Origin of the sequence: Rothia sp. HMSC076D04 (assembly GCF_001814645.1) — a bacterium.
Taxonomy (GTDB): domain Bacteria; phylum Actinomycetota; class Actinomycetes; order Actinomycetales; family Micrococcaceae; genus Rothia; species Rothia mucilaginosa.
In genome coordinates this window covers 26099-45212 of sequence record NZ_KV817369.1, presented here as the reverse complement: position 1 = coordinate 45212, position 19114 = coordinate 26099, and the positions used below count along the sequence as shown (strand labels likewise).

Sequence of the window (19114 nt, the reverse complement as noted above, 5' to 3'; positions counted from 1 at the left end):
TATAGTCATAATCTAAGATACCTGTTTATCAAGCACTACGCATACTTATGACGTGCTTTTAGGGGCTTTTGGACTATTGTTCGCACGCTCTTTCCCCGAGTGAATATTCTTCGCGAGCCCCGAGGTCACGCCGGTCTGAGACAGTTCTTTCTTCTGCGTATTTTTACGGTCTACTCATGGTGAAGGAATTTTATTTACGGGTAAATATTCACCCTGTCCTAGTTGCGGCGGTAATTACCCGCCACCTAGAGCTGTAGGCGCAGGGGGGTGGTTCGAGGGTGGCGTTTCATGGCTCTCACGCGCTACAAGGAAGCACCCCTGCGGCATATTTGGGGATGCGCGCTGGTGCACGCGAGAGGTGATTGAGGTGGTTTATCCACAATTTTTTGAAAAATAGGGCGAAAAATTCAAAAAATACGAACATATTAGTTTACCTACAGATAATTTATTGAGCTTTAATGCTTTTTAATGTTTTCTGAGGGTATGACTCTCTTCTTTCTCGACCACCACAACACAACCAACGCGCTCCCCTACCCCCGAGTACTCCGACTCGACGGCGAGGCGGCACCCACCGGAATACAGCTGCGCCCCGGTAGCGTACACCAGCAGGCTCTAGATCAGGCACTCAACCAAGCTCTACAGCACCCTGCACCCGGCGCGCACGCTCAGGCACAGGAAACGACGTTCCAGCTACGCCCCGCACACGATAAGGATCCCGCCGGCGCCTCGATTGCGCCAAACAGCCACATTCCGAACGAATCTCAAACTCCGGGCGCGCCCGCCGTCAGCCTCCTGCACATTCTGCGCGGACCCGACGCGGGCGCAACTTTCCCCATCAGCCGCGGCCGCACCAGCCTCGGCAGGGCGGCACTACCTGCCCCTGGAGGAGAACAGCCGCACCACATTCACCTGCAAGACCCCTTCCTCAAGCCGGTGCACGGCAACTTCTACGCCGATAGCTCCGGCATCCGCTGGATCGAAAAGCACCCCGCCGCGAGCGAGGGCAGCGAGAAGGTGCAGAGCAGTATGAAAGCACAGGGCGGCAAGAAGGTGCAGGGCGGCAAGAAGGTGCAGAGCGCCGAGCCGCGCATCCTGCGCTGGGACGAGCCTTTCCACCTCGGCTCCTCACTCTGCATGCTCACCTCCCCCAGCGCCGACGGCGAACACACCGCCAAGAAGGCGAGCGTCACCGCTACCCCCGGTTCTTCTCTCGGTTCTTCTTCTGGCTCTTCCAGTGGCGAGCCCGCGCAGATGCTCGCTCCCCTGGGCGATGCCGGCAACCCCTTTGAGCCGGTGGTGGTGAACCCTCCCGCGCCGCGTAAGCTCAAGCAGATTCTGCTGAGCGTGTGCCTGCCGATTGTGGTGGGTCTGATCATTGCGCTGGTGACCGGCATGTGGTTCCTTCTGCTGATGTCAGCGGCGTCTTCACTGCTGATGCTTCTGCATTTCTTTGGCGGTCGGGCGGAGAACCGTGCCGCATCGCAGCAAACTCATCAGGCGGCTGAGCAGGAAAAGGAACGTGCCCTCGCCCTGCCGACCGCAGGCGACCTGGCGATTTCGGGCACCTCTGCCCTGCATGATGCCGCCTACCCGGCTATTGTGCTCGGGTGCGGTCCCCGCCAGCCCTACCTGCGCGGCCGCAACCTCCCGCTGGGCACTCTGGAGAAACAGGATGCACCCCACTATCTGCCGCTACCCACCCCGACTCTCGGGCACTACCTGAAGCTGGAGGAGGCACATCTGCGCGCCTACCTGGTGCAGCTGGTGGCGGGCTATCCGGGTGCGGTGCACGTTCTGCTGGCGGGTGCTGAAAGCGCTGATCAGCAGCGCACCAATAGTCTCTTGCAGACTCTGGCTGTGGTGCCGGGCGTGAGCGTGCATTGCCTGCCGGGCGTGCAGCATGAGAAGTATCTGCAGGCCCTGCAGAGTAGCTTGCAGTCGGAGCTTTCTTCCTCGGTTCCGCCGCTGATTCTCATGCCCCTGCAGGCGAGCACTGTCTACGCTCCTCTGCTGACCGCGCTGACCTCTGGGGCGGTCGCGGAGTCTTCGCAGTCCCGCGCGTTCGCCTCCCCGCGTGAGCAGAAGATGAACGCCCCGGCGCTCTGCGTGCTGGGCAGTGCTGAGGGTGATAGTTCCGCCCATGCACCCGGTGCGCTTTTTGGTGCCGCCTGGGTTGAGTGTGCAAGTGAGGGTAGCCACCGTCAGAGCATCCGTTACCGTACACAGGGTTACGCGGCGCCGCCGGTGCAGCCCACCGAGGGTGTCTACCAGGTGCACCCTCTGGCGTGTGAGGGTCTGTGCCAGCACGCCGATGGGCTCAGCGTTGAGGCATTCTGTGCCGCTCTTGAGAACCTGTACCGCGCCGGGTGCGAGCAGGAGCAGGGCGCGCTTAGTGAGGCTCAGGTGCACCAGTCGGCGCATCTATTCTCTTCCCTGCAGGCGCAGAGCGCGCGGCAGAAGAATCGCACCGATGACATGGCGGTGGAGTCCGTTCTGCAACGTTGGTCCGCTCAGCGTTACGCCTCCGATATTCGCTGCTACCTGGGTGTTTCTTCGGGTGGCTCGCTGAATATTGGTCTGTCTGAGCACGGCCCACACTGGCTGCTCGGTGGCACGACTGGTGCCGGCAAATCGCAGCTGTTGCGTTCGCTGGTGCTCAGCGCTGCGCTACGTTACCCGCCCGAGCGCCTCGGCCTGATTCTGGTGGACTTCAAGGGCTCGGCTGGTTTGGGTCCTCTGGCTCAGCTACCGCATGCGCTCAGCGTGTTGAGCAATTTTGATGTGTCCGCGGTGGAGCGTGCCCTCGAATTTTTGCGCGCCGATATTCACCGCCGCGAGGTGGATCTGCAGGCGCTCGGCGTGAACTCCTACCGCGACTACCTGGCATCCTGCCAGACGGCGGGCACGACTCCGCGCTACCCCGAGCTGCTGATCGTGGTGGATGAGTTCCGTATGCTCATCGATTCTATGCCGGACGCTATGGCTGAGCTGATGCGCATTGCCACGATTGGCCGCTCGCTGGGTCTGCACCTGGTGTTGGCGACTCAGCGTCCGCAGGGTGCTATTTCGCAGGATATTCGCGCAAATATTGCCACGAGCATTTGCTTGCGTGTGGCGAGCTCACAGGATTCCTATAACCTGCTGGAGCATGAGTCCGCGGCGTATATTTCGGCGGCGCATCCGGGTGCCGGGTATGTGCGTCTGCCGGATGGTCGTTCCCTGCCGTTCCGCGCCCCGCTGGTGGATGCGGTCCCCTCGAGCAGCGATACCCGTCCGGTGCAGGTGCTGGGTCTTGAGGAGGGCGGCTGGCGTGAGCTGACTGCCGCTTCTGCCGTTCAGACGTTGGGTAGCAATGAGGATGAGCTGCTGATTCGTTCGGCGCAGCAGATTCGTGCGCTCTATGAACGCGAGTACGCGCCGAGGGGTCTTCAGAAGAATGCAGCAGTTGAGGATGAATACTGCCCGATTCCGCCGGAGCTTCCCGAGAACACCCCGCTGCCAGTGGTGCAGGCGCCGGTGAGCGAACTGGTAGCGTACGGCATTGATCCGGCGGCTACCTCTCAGGTTGTAGATTCTCAGGAACCCGCCAATTCTGGCACCGCTTCCGCAGGGTACCTACTGGGTGAGTTGGAGATTGCCCGATACGGCGTGCGCCGCCCGATCAGCTGGTCGGGTCAGCAAGCGCTGGCGCTGCTGGCGCAGAGCGCCGAACGAGCCCCGATGCTTTACGGGCTTCTGATGCAGGCGTTCGCCGCCCGCACGCCGGTTGTTCTGCTGACCTCTGACGGTGCACTCTACCGCGACCTGGAACCCTACGCCGGTGCCTTTGAGACGCTCGTGGGTGCGCAGGAGCTTTCGCATCTGCGTTTCTGCCTGGAGGAGCTGCGCGTCCCGAACCTGTGGGGCACCGAGGCTTCCGCCCGCCCGCTCATTGTCGTGGACGGTCTGGACAGTTGGCTGGAGGCGCTGGTCCGCCAACCCGATACGGAGAACCTGCTCTACGATCTACTCTCGCAGGGGTGCCGTCGCGGCTATTCGGTGGTGTTCACCTCCGCGTTGAACCCGCGCGGTCGTTTCGCCGCTGCGGCGCATTCCACGCTGTTGAGCCGCCGCTTCCTGGACGCCGACCTGATGCGTTCAACGAGCAAGGACTACCCGACCCCGGCGCAGAGCCACTACTGCGTGGAAGGTGCCATCAATGAGGAGCTCATCGGTGATCAGCCGCTGAGCGCGTCGATTCTTTCGCCCTGCGTTGCGGGTTTCCAGGAGCTGGTTCAGGTTCTGCGGGGTAACACCGCGAGCGCTTCTAACGGGTCGAGCACTCGCCCCGGCACTCTTCTGAGGCAGTTCCCCGAGTACTATCGCATGCCCTCGGCCGAGTACGTGACCGCCGCCCATGCCGCGTGCAATCCGCAGGGCTCTAAGCTTCTCGTCGCATTTGACCGCCGGCAGATGCCGGTATGGTTGAGCGCCCCGGCTGGCGCTGTAATTCCCGTGCAGGGTTCCCGGTCGGCGGGTAAAAGCACCCTGTTGGAAAGCATTGCTCAGCTCAACCCGCAGCTGGATACCCTCGTCTTTGAGGGGTCTGGCGGTGCTACAGGTGAGCCGCCGAGCGTGGAGCGTACCCGTGCGCTCCTGGACTCGGTGACAAACCCCGCGCGCACGCTCGTGCTCATTGATGATTTGCAGTACCTGCAGCCCGCCGTTCAGCAGCTACTTCTGGAGCGTCGCGGTGAGTTCCGCGCCATGCTGGTCGCCTACACGCCCTGGCCGAGGCGTGCCTCCTCACCCCTGCTGGCTGCGCTCATGGGATGCTCGCGTGCGCTTCTGCTCGCACCCGCATCCCTGGCGGATGCCGACATGTGCACGGTGACCGCGCTACCTCTGGATCGATTCACGCAGGGTGAGCAGCCCGCCGGCCGTCTTGTAGTGGTGGATGGCGCCTCCGTGTGCGCGGCGCAGGTTCCCCTGGCGCTGACCACGGCAGCACAGGCTGCAGCAGCCGTGCAGAAGGTGCCGGCCGGGGTCTAAAGTTGAGCGGTCTAGAGCTGAGCACTCTAGAGCCAAGCCGTCTAGGGGTTAGCGGCGCTAGGGGTTTAGCGGCGTCGGCGGCTGTACTTCTCTGCTTCTTCGCCCGATGCCTCGGTGACCGCCTCAATATAGCGGCGGCTACTGGGCATGAGCACGAAGACGAAGGCAACCGCCGCGCCAATAACACCCGCAATCGTGATGGACTGGCTAATGTTCAGGCCGTAAGCACTCACGTTCATGATGAGGGTGCTTGCGGTAACCCACAGGGCGCAGAGGGTGATCAGGATCATGGGCAGGCGCGAGCCGAAGCGACCACGGTAAAAACGTAGACCGAAGTAGGTCATGCCCGAGGCAATGAGCACCTGGAGCACACCGCCCACAATTGCCTGGGCGGTGGACAATCCACTGACGATAAAGGGGTAGAGGATACCGCGAATCAGAATGTATGCCGCGAAGGTTTCGGTCAGGGCGAATGCGTAGATGACGTTGAACGGGCGTGACGGCACGGTGGGCTCCTCAGGGGTAGTGTCGGCGGCAGACCGGGGTGTATTCGGCCTGATGCGCTGGTCGATGCGCTAGTGCGTTAGCGGGTGGGTGCTCCCCTGCCTCGGGTTCGCCTCGGGTTCACCGCCTCGTCTTCGGTGCGGTATTTCAGGGGTAGGTACCGCTTTATATTATGCCTGAGGTGCCGCTCACCCAACCGCCCACGTCTCGCCCATGAGACGGGGTGCAGACTATGTGTGTCAGCATGCGATTCCCCACCCTCTCAATTAGACAAAGGTTTGCCTAAGTGATAGATGCCTCAGTGTAATACTGAAGTTTTTAGAGAAAAGTACTTGTCACATCCGCTCCAACATGCGAAAGTTGATAAGTCAATTTTCACCCTAACGCTGGGTGAGCATCCCGTCAGCGGATGTATTTGACACGCACACAGGAAAATAGATGTGTCTTGCCGCCGCGTGAGACCGTAAATCATGAAGGAGGTCCACCGTGGATTGGCGTAGTCGTGCAGCTTGTTTGGACAAGGATCCGGAGCTGTTCTTCCCCGTAGGAAACACCGGACCTGCCCTGTTGCAAATTGAAGAGGCCAAGACTGTCTGCCGCTCTTGCGAGGTTGTAGACGTCTGCCTGAAGTGGGCCATCGAGACCGGCCAGGACTCCGGCGTATGGGGTGGCACCAGTGAAGACGAGCGTCGTGCGATGAAGCGTCGCGCAGCTCGTGCCCGCCGTGCATCCTAACTTCCGGAGTATTCAATAGGGCATCAAAAGCGTGGTACAGTGACATTGTCACTGCACCACGCTTTTGCCATATCCAGAACCTCTCTAGACAGTAAACTGCCGCCGCTCCCCTGATTGGAAGCGGCGGCAGTTCTACATGTCATGCAAGAAGGCGCTTAGACGAGCACCGCGGTAATGACCACGCGGGTACCCTTCGGCTCATTAGCCTCCCAGCGAATCGAGCCGTTCAGCTCGCTCGCCACCAGGGTACGCACAATCTGCATGCCCAGGCCTTCCTTGCCAGTCACCGGGCGGTAGGCGTTCGGTCCGGACTCTTCAATCTTCTTATCGCCCATACCCTTACCGTCATCGGTAATCACGACTGTGAGGATGTTCTCACCCTCATCGTTAGTGCCGCGAATACCCTCGAGGGTCACGGTGCCGGTCTCGCCGTCCAGGCCGTGCTCCACGGCGTTCGCGACAACCTCGTTAATGACCAGCGCCAGAGGGGTAGCGAACTGGCTCGGCAAAGAACCAAAGGAGCCAATCAGCTTGGTGGACACGTGCTGACCGGGGGAAGCAAGCTCAGCAGCAAGGTGGAACTGACGCTCAATCAACTCGTCAAAGTCGACATTCTGGGTCAGGCCCTGCGAGAGCGCCTCGTGCACGGTAGCAATCGTTGCCACGCGGCGCATCGCCTGCTCCAGGCCCTGACGCGCCTCGTCAGTGGTCATGCGGCGTGACTGCAGGCGCAGCAGAGCGGACACGGTCTGCAGGTTGTTCTTCACGCGGTGGTGGATTTCGCGGATAGTCGCGTCCTTGGTCATAAGTTCCAGTTCGCGGCGGCGCAACTCGGTCACGTCACGGCAGAGAATCACGGCGCCCTCACGCTCGATGCGGGCGCGCCTCTGCACCAGCAGCGGGATGGATCGCATGGTCACGCGAGCACGGGCAATAACCAATTCGGTGCGCAGGTCGCTACGACCGGCAAGGACCAGCTGCAGGGTTTCGTCTGCCTGTTCACCGGCAGGAAGCATCGCACGGGTGACGTCGGCAAGGTTTTGCTTTTCGAGGTAGCCGGTCATGCCCATGCGGTTGTACATGGAGTTCGCGTTCGGGGAAGCGACGACCACACGACCGGAGGGGTCAAGCACAATAATGCCGTCGATCACGCGGGGGTTGCCCTGGGTGTTATTTCCCTGGGCGAGGGGGTCGGGCCACAAGCCGGAGTGCACCATGGAGAGCATGGTGTCGGCAGTATATTCGTAGACCTCGTCGCTGATGGAGGGGTAGCCACTGGGTGTGGCAATCTTGTGGCTGGTCAGCAACGCAATGGTGCGGTTGTTGCGCACGATAGGCACGAAGGTTACGTGTACGCGCGGGCGGGCACCAACACCCTCACCGCTTCCTTCGTCGGTGTAGGTGCTGATGTTCTGGTCAATCCAGACGCGGTATGCTTCGTCGCGGATTCCGTCTTCCATGTCGTGATCGATGATGTCGTGGTGGAAGAGGGTTCGGACATTGGAGGGGCGCACGTGCGCGAAGGCACGGAAAGTACTGGTTTCGCTGGGACCGGATACGGCGTCCGGGGAGCTGCCGTCGGCAACAACGTAGTCGGTGGGGAACCATAGAACCAGGTCACTCTGGGCGATGTCAGAGATGACCTGCCATTCGCCCATGATGAGGTGAACGCGTTCAGTGTCGCCGGGACCGAAGTCGCAGGCGCTCATAATTCCTTCTGCAAAAGACATATGTTTGTGTGCTTCCCTAAGTTCGGGTGTGTTCAACCATTTTACGGTTTGTTCGCCGCAAATCCCATTCAAACGACAATACGTGGAATAGTTTACAGAGCATTTCTTGGAGCGCGCTTTTTAATCGCAAATATGACGCCCTGAGATGAGATGAACCCCTCAACTTTGAGGTGAAATATTCGCGCTACTGCCCTGCATTATTGTCACCTTCCCCGATTCAAAACCCCGGCCCAAAACCCTACGTAAAACCCGGCGTAAAGACACAGAAAACCCGGCATATCGGCGCTCTGCAGTTCCTAGAAGAAACCGAGAAAAACACCGATACGCCGGGGTTTCGTTCGCCCGCCTCTGGCGGGCATTAGTTGTAGCTGACGGACCTGTACGCCGGGGCTGAAGTTAAGCGCCGGGGCGTACCGCGTACATACCCTCGAGCATAGCCTCCAGGGACTGCACGACCGCGTGGCGGGGTGCGACCTCCAGCAGCGCTTCACCGTTGCGGCGCAAACGGTCCATGACCTTCCGTTCGTACGGAATCACGCCGGCGAGCGGAACCGACAGGTAGCGCGCCCAGTTATCGCGCATCTTCGCCTCGGGATTGAACCCGGCGGCTTCGCGGCGGCTGCGGTTGAGCCAGTACTGCACATCCGTTTCGGGGGCGAAAAGATCCGGGCGTGCCTGCACCTCGCGGGCGAGGTTAATCAGGCGCGGCAGGCCGATGACGTCCGCTTCGCCCAGCGCAATCACGCGGTCGGAGCAGGCGAGCGCGGTGAGGGTCGCGGCGTTACGGCGCGGTGCCGGGCCGTCAAAGGTCAGTTCCTCGTCGACCTCAATGGGGGCGGCAACATCGCAAATGACCAGGTCGTAGCGGTGCTTGAGCCATTCGAGTACCTCGGCGAAAGCGCGGGCGCGCACCTCGGGCCAACGCGAGGAGGAGGTGATGCCGCTCAAGAAGTCGAAGGTGCCGTTTTTGAGGGGCACTCGCTCCATGATGGCGCCGGCTTTCTTCTCGTCGAGCTGGGCACGGTCGGCGTCCGAGCAGAGAATTGCCAGGCCGGAGCCGGTATCCTCGAGCGCCATGAGCGCATCCAGGCTGGGCGCGTAGGTGTCTGCGTCGATGAGGCAGACCTGCTGACCCTGCTGCGCCGCGAGGGCGGCGAGGTTGAAGGCAATGGTGCTTCGACCGGGTGCGCCGTGAGTGCCCCAGACGGTCACGATTTTGCCGAGGCGGTGGCCGGGCTGGTAGCGGGAAGGCGCGGCGGGGTCCTGGTTAATGTCGGGGTGTTGCGGCAGGGTGCCGTCGTTGTTCTCGTTCTGCACGTGCAGGGCGTAGTCGCTACCGGGTGCGAAAGAGTCGACGATGGCGGCGGCCTGGCTGAGCACGGATTCCTCGTTGCTGGGCGCAACGTTACTGGGCATAACGGAGGAGGCTTCCGCCGGGTCATGCGCACCGGATGCCGGGGTGGCGGGGGCTGCGGGGTCGATTCCGTAGCTTCCGTAGTCGGCGCCGTAGTGTGCACCAGCATTTGTAGCAGCACCCGCGGCGGGGTCGTATCCGTACCCAGCCGACTCGTACCCAGCCGGGCTGTGTCCGCCGTTATCGTAACCGTAGCCACCGTAGGCGCTGTCGTAGCCGTACCCTGCGTCGTATCCGTAGCCGGCGTCCTGACCGTAGGCGGCCTCCGGGTGGTGCACCGCCTGCGCGGGCGCATGATTCGGGGTCGGGGCGGGCATACCGTAGCCTACGGCGGGTCGGGCGAGCGCCGCATCCACCGCCTGCTCAAGCGAGCCCAGAATCTCGTCGAGGGCAGCTTCGGGGCGGATGCGGTGCGCCTGCGTGGGCAGGGGCAGGTTGTCCGGGGCGATAACCGCCAGGAGCACTTCGGAGGCGGCGAGCGCATCCACGGTGGAGGCGCTCATTTCGGCGGGCACGTGCGCGCAGAGCAACACGCGGGCGATGCCGGTGTGCGCCATGCCGACGGCTTCGCTGAAGTCCTGCACGGTACGCGCCACGGAGACGCGGCCGCGCTGGGATTCGATGCGGGTCAAGAGCGAGCCGTCATCGCCGTAGAGGATGACGGGGATATTCACTGGCCCTCCCCGTAGGTGCCGGGGATGAGGCTGATCTTGGAGTCGCTATTGCTTTCCTTCACCAGGTCGGTGAGGGCTTCTTCCTTGACCCACAGCTGCACGGTTGCCTTGCCGTTGGCGCCGAGCACGCCCTCGTCGACCGTGATGGCGACGATTTCTGCGTTGGTGACGATGGCGCGGGCGCCGTTTTCGGTGCGGTTATCGCTCTTGGTGTCGGGGTTGCGCGGGCCGGAGGTCCACACGTCCACGCGCTCGCCCGCCTTCAGTGCGGAGGCTGCCGCACGGTCAATGCTGACGGTTGCGAGGCGGCGGCCCGGGGAGGTTTCGGTGCCTACGGATTCTTTGCTGATGAGGTTGCCGGCGGGGATGCGCTGAATCGCGATTTTACCGTTCATCTGGGCGGCATCGGCGCGGGTGAAGTACTTGTCCTTGGCGGAGTCGATGTTCGCTTCGACTCGAGCTAGTTTGTCTTCGGTGATCTTCTCGCCGAGGCGGATCTCGCTTTTGGCGGTGTAGTACTCGGTCTTGCTGTTGTTCGCCTGCACGTAGAGCTGCACGCCGGTGATGGAGACGAGCACGAGCAACACACCGAGAATGAATCGCCAGTCCTTGACGGTGGGCCTTTTGAGGCGTTTGGCGTGGGGCTCGGTGAGGGTGGAACGCTTCGTCGCGTTCTGTCGTATGCGCATGATGTGGTTGTGCCTTTCGGTGCGGAAGCCGGCGGTGATTCCGGGTGTTGTTCAACTGACCGATGAGCGAGTGGTGTGTGTTCGTTAGTGCTTTGACTGGATTCTGGCGCTAACCCTAACAGCATATTTCATTTAGTACTCGCTCTCAACAAGAGTCGTGTTTATGAAATATTTTTGAGTTTCGTCCCTTTTGAAGGGGTGATTAGATAACTTTTCAGCTCATATAAGGCTTTTTGCGGGCAAATTTCACGGTGATAGCATATACTGAAAGTACTCAATAGATGTTCACTACGAACTCTATCTGAAAGGCTACTAACGGTAGCTAGGGGCCCAGGATTTCACTCACGGAAAGGATCCAATTCGATGACTGCACCTCGTTTCCTCACTCTGAGCGACGTCGCCGAGGAGCTGCAGGTTTCGCTTTCGCAGGTACGCGCTCTGGTGCGTAGCGGCGAACTTCCCGCCATTCAGATTGGTGGGCGTAACCAGTGGCGTATTGAACGCTCTCGTTTCGAAGAGTACATTACCGAGCGCCACGAGCAGACTCTGGAGGCAATTGCTTCCGGCAAGCTCACTGCAAAGGCTAAGGCTGAGTAGCATTCGACATGCACCTCACGGGCGTAACGCTCGAGTGTTTTAGAAAGGTCCGCTCCTCTCGTTGAGATTTCAACGGAGAGGGGCGGACCTTTTTGTATTTATTGTCGCCTTTATTCGGGTGTTTATGCTTGTCAAGACACATTTTATGAAGGTGCCCACAATTGGCATTACCCACTATTTATCCTGCGCTTTTTAGCGCGAGATGCGGGCAATCACCGCACTGACGCGAGCCAGCGGGATGGTGCGCACGCCGGCGCCGCGAGGTGCGCGGGAGTAGCCGGAGGCACCCTGACTATAGCCCGCCTGACCGTAGGCTCCCTGCGCACCATAGGCTGCACGCGCGTACTGGTCGCGTTCGTAGATGCGCGGGTACTGGCCGCCATTGAGCAGGCGCAGTTCGAGGAAGTCTGCACCGACTCGCTCGATTACGCCGTCGTAGCTGACGGTTCCACCTTCGAGGGAGAGGCGAACGGGTTCACGTGCCATGGCGAGGGAGCGGAGGGCGAGCTGAATTTTCATGCGGTAGCGTTCGGGGCGAATATCGGCTCGCCCGGGGGCGATGCCACCTTCCCACCAGAGCATTCCGCGCAGGGGGATGATGATGTTTTCGCCGCGCGCTTCGATGCTGACCCATTCTTCGCCGACCATTTCGAGCTTACCTTCGTAGGTTTGCATGTCGGTGGCGCAGATGCGGATCGGGCCGCCAACCTGCGCGAGGAGGCGGTCGTCGAGGGTAATGGTGGAGTACTGGACGCGGGCGACTTGGCGGGCATCCTGTTCCATATCCCAGGCACGTTCGGAGGCGAGGCGCGCCTCAATGTCTCGTAGGAACTTTTCCATGCTCATACTATGACCCTACCCGAGTAGCGGGTGCGGATACGAACCGGGGCGTTTTTCTGGCCGAATGATGCTTCTTGAGCTTAATTTTTGAAGCAAATTCCACCAAATTATATGTTTTTTATGCATTTTGATACGTTTTGCTTCATTTTTGGCACGTCTTCCTGTATAAATGAAACAACACCAAAAGCTATCAAACATACCATTTGGAGGTCATCGTGGACCAATTTTCCACCCCGGGATCAGCCCCCGCAGCCTTCGCTTCACGCCCTGCCACCTTCGCCTCACACTCCGCAGTCTCACACTCCGTAGCCGCGCCTCGTACTGTCAGTGCAGAGGTAGCCGCTGGCGGCGGCTCTGCAATCGGGCCCGGCACTAAGGCAAGCTACCAGGACGCGCTGCTCTTCATCGCCCCTCCTCTGCTTTCCGCGGCGGTCTTGGGCGCGTTGAGCGTGAACCTGCATCGCATCCCCTCGGCACACCCGCTGGCTGATGCTTCGCTGCTCTGCGCTGGCGCGGTAGCAGCCCTCATTACCGCCTGGTGGTTCATCAGTTTTATCTACGCGCTCTTCTACGCTTGGTCTTTGCGCGTTTCGAGCCACAACACTGACCGTGCGGTGCTGAAGGTTCCGGCGTTTTTCCGTCCGCGTTTTATGCGCCGCATCGTTCTGACGCTTGGCGGCACGGCTCTTGGAGTGGGCGCGGTCTTGGCTCCCGCGCAGGCTACGGTGGTTACGCCCAGCAACGCCGGGGTAAACGGCACGGAGGGCATGCCGCAAACGACCATTTCGGCGGTCATAACCACAGATTCAATGGGTACCGCGACTGCAGAGGCCAGCCCAGCCACCGTCTCAGATGCGGAGCCCGCCAGTACCACCACGGACAGCATCACCCCGGAAGCCGCCTCCGCTCCCCTGACCCTCTCTGCAGAGATTCCCGATATTCCGCTGGCTCCTCAGCCCACGGAGGCGTCAGGCTCGTTGCAGGATCGCAGCCCGTTCTTCTCCCCACCCCGCGCTGAGGCGGGCACCTACTCCTACACGGTCCAGGCGGGCGATACGCTCTGGTCTATTGCCGCCGAGCAACTGGGTGAAGGCACCGACGCCTCCACCATTTACGACTACACTCTCGATATTTACGAGGCGAATAAGGACGCTCTGGGTCAGAACGCCGAACTGCTCTACGAGGGGCAGGTTCTGCAGATTCCCGAACAGCCCGTTCACTAACCTCACCCGCGTCTTCCACCCCATTCCACCTCATCCTAACAGTCTTTCGTTCGCTCAGCTCACCTCACATATCCCTGCACCGAAAGCCTCTGCGCCGAAACCCTCGCACCGAAAGGAGCCGTCATGAGCTTCTCCCATCTTCTCCCCCGCGCCCCGTGGACCCCGCCGCATCAGCCTGCACAGCCTGTCAGCCCGTATTCGAAGAGTCGCCCGTCCGCTCAGTCTGTGGTTCAGCAGCCGGTCATTCCGCAGCAAGCGGAGCCTCTCCCCGAGCAGGGTCAGGGCACGATGGCTCTGGTGCAGAAGCGTAATAGCCCGTCGGTTTACTCGCTGTTGCCGCTGCCGCGTTACGAGCAGCATTCGGCGCAGCGTCCGCAGGTGATGAAGAAGGGCCGCCCGTTGCGTCCGGCGGATGCACTAGCTCGCCAGTTGGAGGGCCGTTGCGCGGGTGTGGCGATTGCGTACCTGGAGATTATGTCGGCTCGTCGTTCGCGTCAGCAGTTGGCGCAGTGGGTGTCTGCCGATTGTTTCCACCGTCTGCTGCCGTTCTTCCCGAAGAACCCGCGCCAGGTGCGCCAGGAGATGCTGTTGACTCTCCCGCCGGTTCTGCTGCGGGTGCGAGCGCAGAAGGTGCACGATGAGCTCTACGAGGTGGTGGCACTGCTACGTTGCGCGGATAGGGTGCGTGTGGTGACCATGCAGATGCGCCTGATTCACGGCATGTGGCTGATTACCGCGATTGAGCAACCGCAGAGCCGGGTTGACGAAGACTAGGTTTCCTCATCGCCTGCTGAATAAATCGCCCGCAGAGCACAAACCCACAGACACGCAGAGAGGGTGCGAATCCGGTCTTGGATTCGCACCCTCTCTGTTGTGCTTTATGCTCTTTTTACGCTTTGCGGTGCGTCAGCTTTTACGCTGAGGCTACTTGTCCTTCGAGCGTTCCACGTGAACCTGCTCGTGACCGTCCTCATCGGGGGCGGAGTACTGCAGGAACTTCGGGCGCGAAGGCTCAGCCAGGCGCACGGCAGAAGCCTGAGTACGCTGCTTGGACAGGTCCAGGTTGAACAGGTAGGTCACGGTCTCTTCACGGACCGCACCGAGCATCGACTGGTACATGTCGTAGCCTTCACGCTGGTACTCGACCAGCGGGTCACGCTGAGCCATTGCACGCAGACCGATACCTTCCTTGAGGTATTCCATCTCGTACAGGTGCTCGGGCCAGCGCTCACCAATGACGGACAGCATGACGCGGCGTTCAATTTCGCGCATGCTCTCTTCGCCGACGCTCTTTTCACGCTCCTCGTAGATGAGGTGTGCGTCCGCCAAAACTTCCTTCACGATCTGGTCGCGAGTGATCTTGGTGCGGTCGCCGGCGTCCTCTGCCAGGTCGTCCACGGTGATGGAGATGGGGTACACCTGCTTGAGGGCGCTCCAGAGCTCGTCGAAGTCCCAGTCCTCGGCGTGGCCTTCAGAGACGCGGGCGTCAATGATGGTGGTCAGCACCTCGTCCACGAAGCCGGAAATCTGTTCCTTCAGGTCGTCACCGTGCAGGATGCGACCGCGGTCCTTGTAAATCGCTTCACGCTGGCGGTTGAGCACGTCGTCATACTTGAGCACGTTCTTACGCTGCTCAGCGTTACGGCCCTCAACGTTTGCCTGTGCGGTAGCGATAGCGCGGCTAACGATCTTGGAGTCCAGTGCGGAGTCCTCGGGGGCTGCCGCCATGAGGCGGGTCGCCATGCCGGTGTTGAACAGGCGCATCAGTTCGTCGGTCAGCGACAGGTAGAAGCGGGACTCGCCCGGGTCACCCTGGCGGCCGGAACGACCGCGCAGCTGGTTGTCGATACGGCGGGACTCGTGACGCTCAGTGCCGAGCACGTACAGGCCACCGAGCTTGGTGACTTCATCATGCTCTTCTTTAGCGGCGTCTTCGCAGGCCTTCAGAACCTCGGGCCAGCGTGCCTCGTACTCTTCGGAGTTGGTGTTCGGGTCCAGGCCGAGCTCACGCATCTTCTCGACGGCCTCAAATTCGGGGTTACCGCCGAGCATGATGTCGGTACCGCGACCAGCCATGTTGGTTGCCACGGTGACGGCACCCTTACGGCCCGCCTGCGCAACAATAGCAGCCTCACGCTCGTTGTTCTTTGCGTTCAGCACCTCGTGGCGCACGCCTGCCTTCGCCAGCTGGCGAGAAAGGTATTCGGAGTTCTCCACGCTTGCGGTACCCACCAGGATCGGCTGGCCCTTTTCGTGGCGTTCCTTAATGTCCTTGACGACCGCCTTGAACTTGGCGATTTCGTCGCGGTACACCTTATCGGGGTTGTCGATGCGCTGCACACCCTTGTTGGTGGGGATGGGCACCACGCCGAGCTCGTAGGTGTTCATGAACTCTGCCGCTTCGGTTTCCGCGGTACCGGTCATACCGGACAGCTTGTCGTACATGCGGAAGTAGTTCTGCAGGGTCACAGTCGCCATGGTCTGGTTCTCAGGCTTGATTTCGACGCCTTCCTTCGCCTCAATCGCCTGGTGGATGCCGTCGTTGTAGCGGCGGCCCGGCAGAATACGACCGGTGTGCTCGTCAACAATCAGGACCTCGCCGTCGATGACCACGTAGTCCTTGTTGTTGGTGAACAGCTCCTTCGCCTTAATGGAGTTGTTCAGGAAGCCAATGAGCGGGGTGTTCTTGGATTCGTAGAGGTTCTTCACACCCAGGTGGTCTTCCACCTTGTCAATGCCGGATTCGAGGATGCCGACGGTGCGCTTCTTCTCGTCTACTTCGTAGTCTTCACCGCGCTTGAGCAGGGTCGCGGCAATGCGCGCGAACTCTGCGTACCAGCGGTTCGCCTCACCGGCTGCGGGGCCGGAAATGATCAGAGGGGTACGCGCCTCATCGATCAGGATGGAGTCCACCTCATCAATAATGGCGAAGTTGTGGCCGCGCTGAACCTGCTCCTCCACGGTCCACGCCATGTTGTCGCGCAGGTAATCGAAGCCGAACTCGTTGTTCGTACCGTAGGTGATGTCTGCGGCGTACTGCTTACGACGCTCATCAGGTTCCATGGAGGAGAGAATCACGCCGCACTCCATGCCGAGGAAACGGAACACACGACCCATGAGGTTCGCCTGGTACTCAGCCAGGTAGTCGTTCACGGTCACAATGTGCACGCCCTTGCCGCTCAGCGCGTTCAGGTACGCGGGCAGGGTCGCAACGAGGGTCTTACCCTCACCGGTCTTCATTTCGGCAATGTTGCCCAGGTGCAGCGCTGCACCACCCATAAGCTGCACGTCGTAGTGGCGCTTGCCCAGGGTGCGCTTGGATGCTTCACGGACCACCGCAAAGGCCTCCGGCAGCATAATGTCGAGGGATTCGCCGTCCTTGACGCGCTCGCGGAACTTGTCGGTCTCTGCTCGCAGTTCCTCATCGGTCATAGATGCGAAGCTGTCCTCGAGCGAGTTCACCGCCTTGGTGTACGCTTCGAGCTGTCGCAGAACCCTCTTATCGCCGGTTCGGAGGATTTTCTCCAAGAAAGATGCCACTGAGCTTCTACTCCTTGCTTGTTTCGGTACCCTCACCAAGGGCGCGCGAGAGTGCGCGCGGTGAGGCCTTCCTACATATTGTATGGCAGAGCCGCCTAATTCGCCCGTCCGAGCTATTTTTTACGCTGTACGCCCACGAGGTGACATTTGGTGACGTTGCGCGTCGTTCATCCTCTGGCTGAGGTGGAGGGAGCACCGGGTTCCGGGGGCGGGCGCATCCCCGCGCTGAGAATCCGAGTCGAGAACCTCAGCTGTAGAAGGCAGAGAAAAACCCGGGGGCCTGGAGATTCACAGTGCGTGTTTCCAGACCGCCCGGGTCTTTAGCCTGCTCGCTGGGCATGCCGCTTCAGCTACCAGCAGGTACGTTGGGTTTTACTCGTTATCCAGAGTAATGATGCCGTAGCTCCAGCCCTTACGGCGGTATGCCGCAGCCGGTGCGCCGGTCTCGCTGTCAATGTACAGGTAGAAGTCGTGACCGACCAGTTCCATACGGTCAACAGCTTCTGCGGGAGTCAGACGCTCACCCTTGAAGCTCTTGTGGCGAATCTCGATGGGAGATGCGGCTTCGTCGGCGAGGGTGACCTCGCTGTTATCGAATGCTGCTTCTTCAACCGGAACATCCGGCAGCAGAATCTCGGTAATTGCTTCGGTAACCACGGGAATCGAGCCGGTAGCGTCCGCCACGGAGACGGGGTGCTTGCCACCGCGCTTGTGCAGCTTGCGGCGGTCACGTGCACGGCGCAGACGCTCCAGGAGCTTGCCGTAGGTTTCATCGAAGACCGCGAACTTGTCGTGACCCTGGGCTTCGGAACGGAGGACAGGGCCGGTACCAACAACGGTAATCTCAACGCGGATGGACTCGCCACCCAGGTGACCGTCCTTGCTGAACTTGACGTCGATGTCCTTCACGTTATCGCCGAGCTGCGCGAACTTCTGAACCTTGTCGTTCACGTATTCTTCCAGGCGTTCGGTGACCTTGATATTGCGGCCGTAGATGTTGACTTCCACGATCATTCCCTCCAGGTTGGGGGCTTATACCGCGTCCGGTTGGACCCGGTACGGGGGTTCGACTCCAATGCCGTTCCCTTGTATTTATTTTAGTACGAAACATGGTTTATATCACTAGATATGACAAATATTTAGCCCAAATAATAGCTATTCGTCGGTCTGTGAACTTTAACAGCTAAAAATCGTGTATCTCTTGCAACTAACTACAGGAAACGCTATATCTGAGCTTTTTTCGGCACCGCCGCCACAGCGCACACGCCCAGCACCCGCGAACCCGATTCCTGCAGCACACGCACCATCTCGGAGGCAGTCGCACCGGTAGTCACCACGTCATCACAGATAATGCTCACCCGACCCGCGCACAGGGCAGGCTCCATGACGCGCAAGGCACCGTGCATCCGTTCGGCACGACCCACAGCGCCCAGGCCCTTCTGCTCGTTCTGCGCACCGGAAATTGCATCAGAAATAATGGAGGCGCCGCTCCCCCGCCGCCTGCGAGGAGCGTACCCGATAACGTCCACAGCGCGCACCCGCACCGAGGCGGGCAAACGCCGGTTGAGCTGGCGCACCGCCTCCTGCACCAAAAGATTTGCCGGCGCATAGCCGCGGCGGCGCACACTCTGCGCAGACGACGGTGCCGGAATCAGCAAAACCTCAACCGGCGCAGAAGAACCGTGCTGAATCTCAGCCCGGCGAGCGCGCAGAAGCTCATACACGCTACGCGCCAAGCCCTCGCCCAGCAGTGGCAACAAATCGGTGCGGCCGGCATTCTTCAACGCCAACAGCGCACGCGGCATGATTCCCTCATAACGGGATGCCGCACGCACCTCAGGGGCACCTCCGCCAGTAGCGCAGTCGCCAGAAGACAGAGGCTGCAGAACCTGTACTTGTTCCACACGAGCCAACGCCGAATGCAGCTGCGGCAGACACGCCTCGCACAGCGGCGAACCTGCACCATAGGCAACCGGCACCGCACAGCACGGGCAGGTACGCGGCATCAGAACCTCACCCAAAGACCCGCCGGCGCTCTTGAGAGCACCCGCAAGCCCGGTCAGAGACTTGCTCAGGGACCCGTTCACGGGCTCGTTCAAACCACGCTGTTCTGAACTCACCGAAAGCAACCTTTCCG

13 protein-coding genes are annotated in these 19114 nt (G+C 60.7%); 5 read left to right on the top strand and 8 right to left on the bottom strand.

Annotated features, from left to right (window positions below; genetic code table 11):
• Positions 1-483: 483 nt before the first annotated feature.
• Positions 484-5031: an FtsK/SpoIIIE domain-containing protein gene (locus HMPREF2980_RS04680; protein ID WP_246823679.1), complete on the top strand. Its 4548-nt coding sequence runs from the start codon at positions 484-486 to the stop codon at positions 5029-5031.
• 65 nt (positions 5032-5096) lie between these two features.
• Here the strand turns inward: HMPREF2980_RS04680 and HMPREF2980_RS04675 are convergent, their stop codons facing one another.
• Positions 5097-5537 carry an alpha-N-acetylglucosamine transferase gene (locus HMPREF2980_RS04675; RefSeq protein ID WP_049342194.1) on the bottom strand — a complete coding sequence of 147 codons (441 nt, stop codon included), beginning with the start codon at positions 5535-5537 and terminating at the stop codon, positions 5097-5099.
• Positions 5538-6021: 484 nt separating this feature from the next.
• Between HMPREF2980_RS04675 and HMPREF2980_RS04670 the strand changes: the two genes are divergently transcribed.
• Positions 6022-6270 (top strand): WhiB family transcriptional regulator, encoded by a 249-nt coding sequence (locus tag HMPREF2980_RS04670; protein WP_005505386.1) that lies wholly within the window; start codon positions 6022-6024, stop codon positions 6268-6270.
• 155 nt (positions 6271-6425) lie between these two features.
• Here the strand turns inward: HMPREF2980_RS04670 and HMPREF2980_RS04665 are convergent, their stop codons facing one another.
• From HMPREF2980_RS04665 to HMPREF2980_RS04655, 3 genes are all read right to left on the bottom strand, one after another.
• Positions 6426-8000, bottom strand: coding sequence for a sensor histidine kinase (locus HMPREF2980_RS04665; protein WP_044145786.1), 1575 nt, complete (start codon positions 7998-8000; stop codon positions 6426-6428).
• Positions 8001-8396: 396 nt separating this feature from the next.
• Positions 8397-10088 carry a CpaE/TadZ family protein gene (locus HMPREF2980_RS09705; RefSeq protein ID WP_070690413.1) on the bottom strand — a complete coding sequence of 564 codons (1692 nt, stop codon included), beginning with the start codon at positions 10086-10088 and terminating at the stop codon, positions 8397-8399.
• The gene (locus HMPREF2980_RS04655; RefSeq protein ID WP_049356534.1) at positions 10085-10777 is read right to left on the bottom strand and encodes an SAF domain-containing protein; all 693 of its coding nucleotides are present in this window, start codon (positions 10775-10777) and stop codon (positions 10085-10087) included. Before HMPREF2980_RS04655 ends, HMPREF2980_RS09705 begins: the two co-directional genes overlap by 4 nt.
• 363 nt (positions 10778-11140) lie before the next feature.
• Between HMPREF2980_RS04655 and HMPREF2980_RS04650 the strand changes: the two genes are divergently transcribed.
• Positions 11141-11374, top strand: a complete 234-nt coding sequence (locus HMPREF2980_RS04650; RefSeq protein WP_044150292.1) for a helix-turn-helix domain-containing protein — start codon at positions 11141-11143, stop codon at positions 11372-11374.
• A gap of 192 nt (positions 11375-11566) precedes the next feature.
• Here the strand turns inward: HMPREF2980_RS04650 and HMPREF2980_RS04645 are convergent, their stop codons facing one another.
• Positions 11567-12220, bottom strand: a complete 654-nt coding sequence (locus tag HMPREF2980_RS04645; protein WP_070690412.1) for a histidine kinase — start codon at positions 12218-12220, stop codon at positions 11567-11569.
• Between the two features lie 209 nt (positions 12221-12429).
• Here HMPREF2980_RS04645 and HMPREF2980_RS04640 point away from each other — a divergent pair, with 209 nt between their 5' ends.
• Positions 12430-13437: a LysM peptidoglycan-binding domain-containing protein gene (locus tag HMPREF2980_RS04640; protein ID WP_083313512.1), complete on the top strand. Its 1008-nt coding sequence runs from the start codon at positions 12430-12432 to the stop codon at positions 13435-13437.
• A gap of 123 nt (positions 13438-13560) precedes the next feature.
• The gene (locus HMPREF2980_RS04635; protein WP_070599456.1) at positions 13561-14211 is read left to right on the top strand and encodes an Rv3235 family protein; all 651 of its coding nucleotides are present in this window, start codon (positions 13561-13563) and stop codon (positions 14209-14211) included.
• A 150-nt stretch (positions 14212-14361) separates the two neighbouring features.
• Here the strand turns inward: HMPREF2980_RS04635 and secA are convergent, their stop codons facing one another.
• The 3 genes from secA to HMPREF2980_RS04620 all read right to left on the bottom strand — a co-directional run bounded on the left by secA (position 14362) and on the right by HMPREF2980_RS04620 (position 19097).
• Positions 14362-16977 carry a preprotein translocase subunit SecA gene (secA, locus tag HMPREF2980_RS04630; protein WP_070690404.1) on the bottom strand — a complete coding sequence of 872 codons (2616 nt, stop codon included), beginning with the start codon at positions 16975-16977 and terminating at the stop codon, positions 14362-14364.
• A gap of 372 nt (positions 16978-17349) precedes the next feature.
• Entirely contained in the window at positions 17350-17991 is a 642-nt protein-coding gene (hpf, locus tag HMPREF2980_RS04625; RefSeq protein ID WP_012903212.1) for a ribosome hibernation-promoting factor, HPF/YfiA family, read from the bottom strand.
• A gap of 209 nt (positions 17992-18200) precedes the next feature.
• Entirely contained in the window at positions 18201-19097 is an 897-nt protein-coding gene (locus HMPREF2980_RS04620; RefSeq protein ID WP_246823678.1) for a ComF family protein, read from the bottom strand.
• Positions 19098-19114 lie beyond the last annotated feature (17 nt).

Excerpts from the sequence above, each read along its gene's own strand:
- HMPREF2980_RS04635 (WP_070599456.1), top strand. The coding sequence starts at position 13,561 with ATGAGCTTCTCCCATCTTCTCCCCCGCGCCCCGTGGACCCCGCCGCAT.
- HMPREF2980_RS04655 (WP_049356534.1), bottom strand. The coding sequence starts at position 10,777 with ATGCGCATACGACAGAACGCGACGAAGCGTTCCACCCTCACCGAGCCC.
- HMPREF2980_RS04645 (WP_070690412.1), bottom strand. The coding sequence starts at position 12,220 with ATGAGCATGGAAAAGTTCCTACGAGACATTGAGGCGCGCCTCGCCTCC.
- hpf (WP_012903212.1), bottom strand. The coding sequence starts at position 17,991 with ATGATCGTGGAAGTCAACATCTACGGCCGCAATATCAAGGTCACCGAA.
- HMPREF2980_RS04680 (WP_246823679.1), top strand. The coding sequence starts at position 484 with ATGACTCTCTTCTTTCTCGACCACCACAACACAACCAACGCGCTCCCC.
- HMPREF2980_RS04665 (WP_044145786.1), bottom strand. The coding sequence starts at position 8,000 with ATGTCTTTTGCAGAAGGAATTATGAGCGCCTGCGACTTCGGTCCCGGC.
- HMPREF2980_RS04650 (WP_044150292.1), top strand. The coding sequence starts at position 11,141 with ATGACTGCACCTCGTTTCCTCACTCTGAGCGACGTCGCCGAGGAGCTG.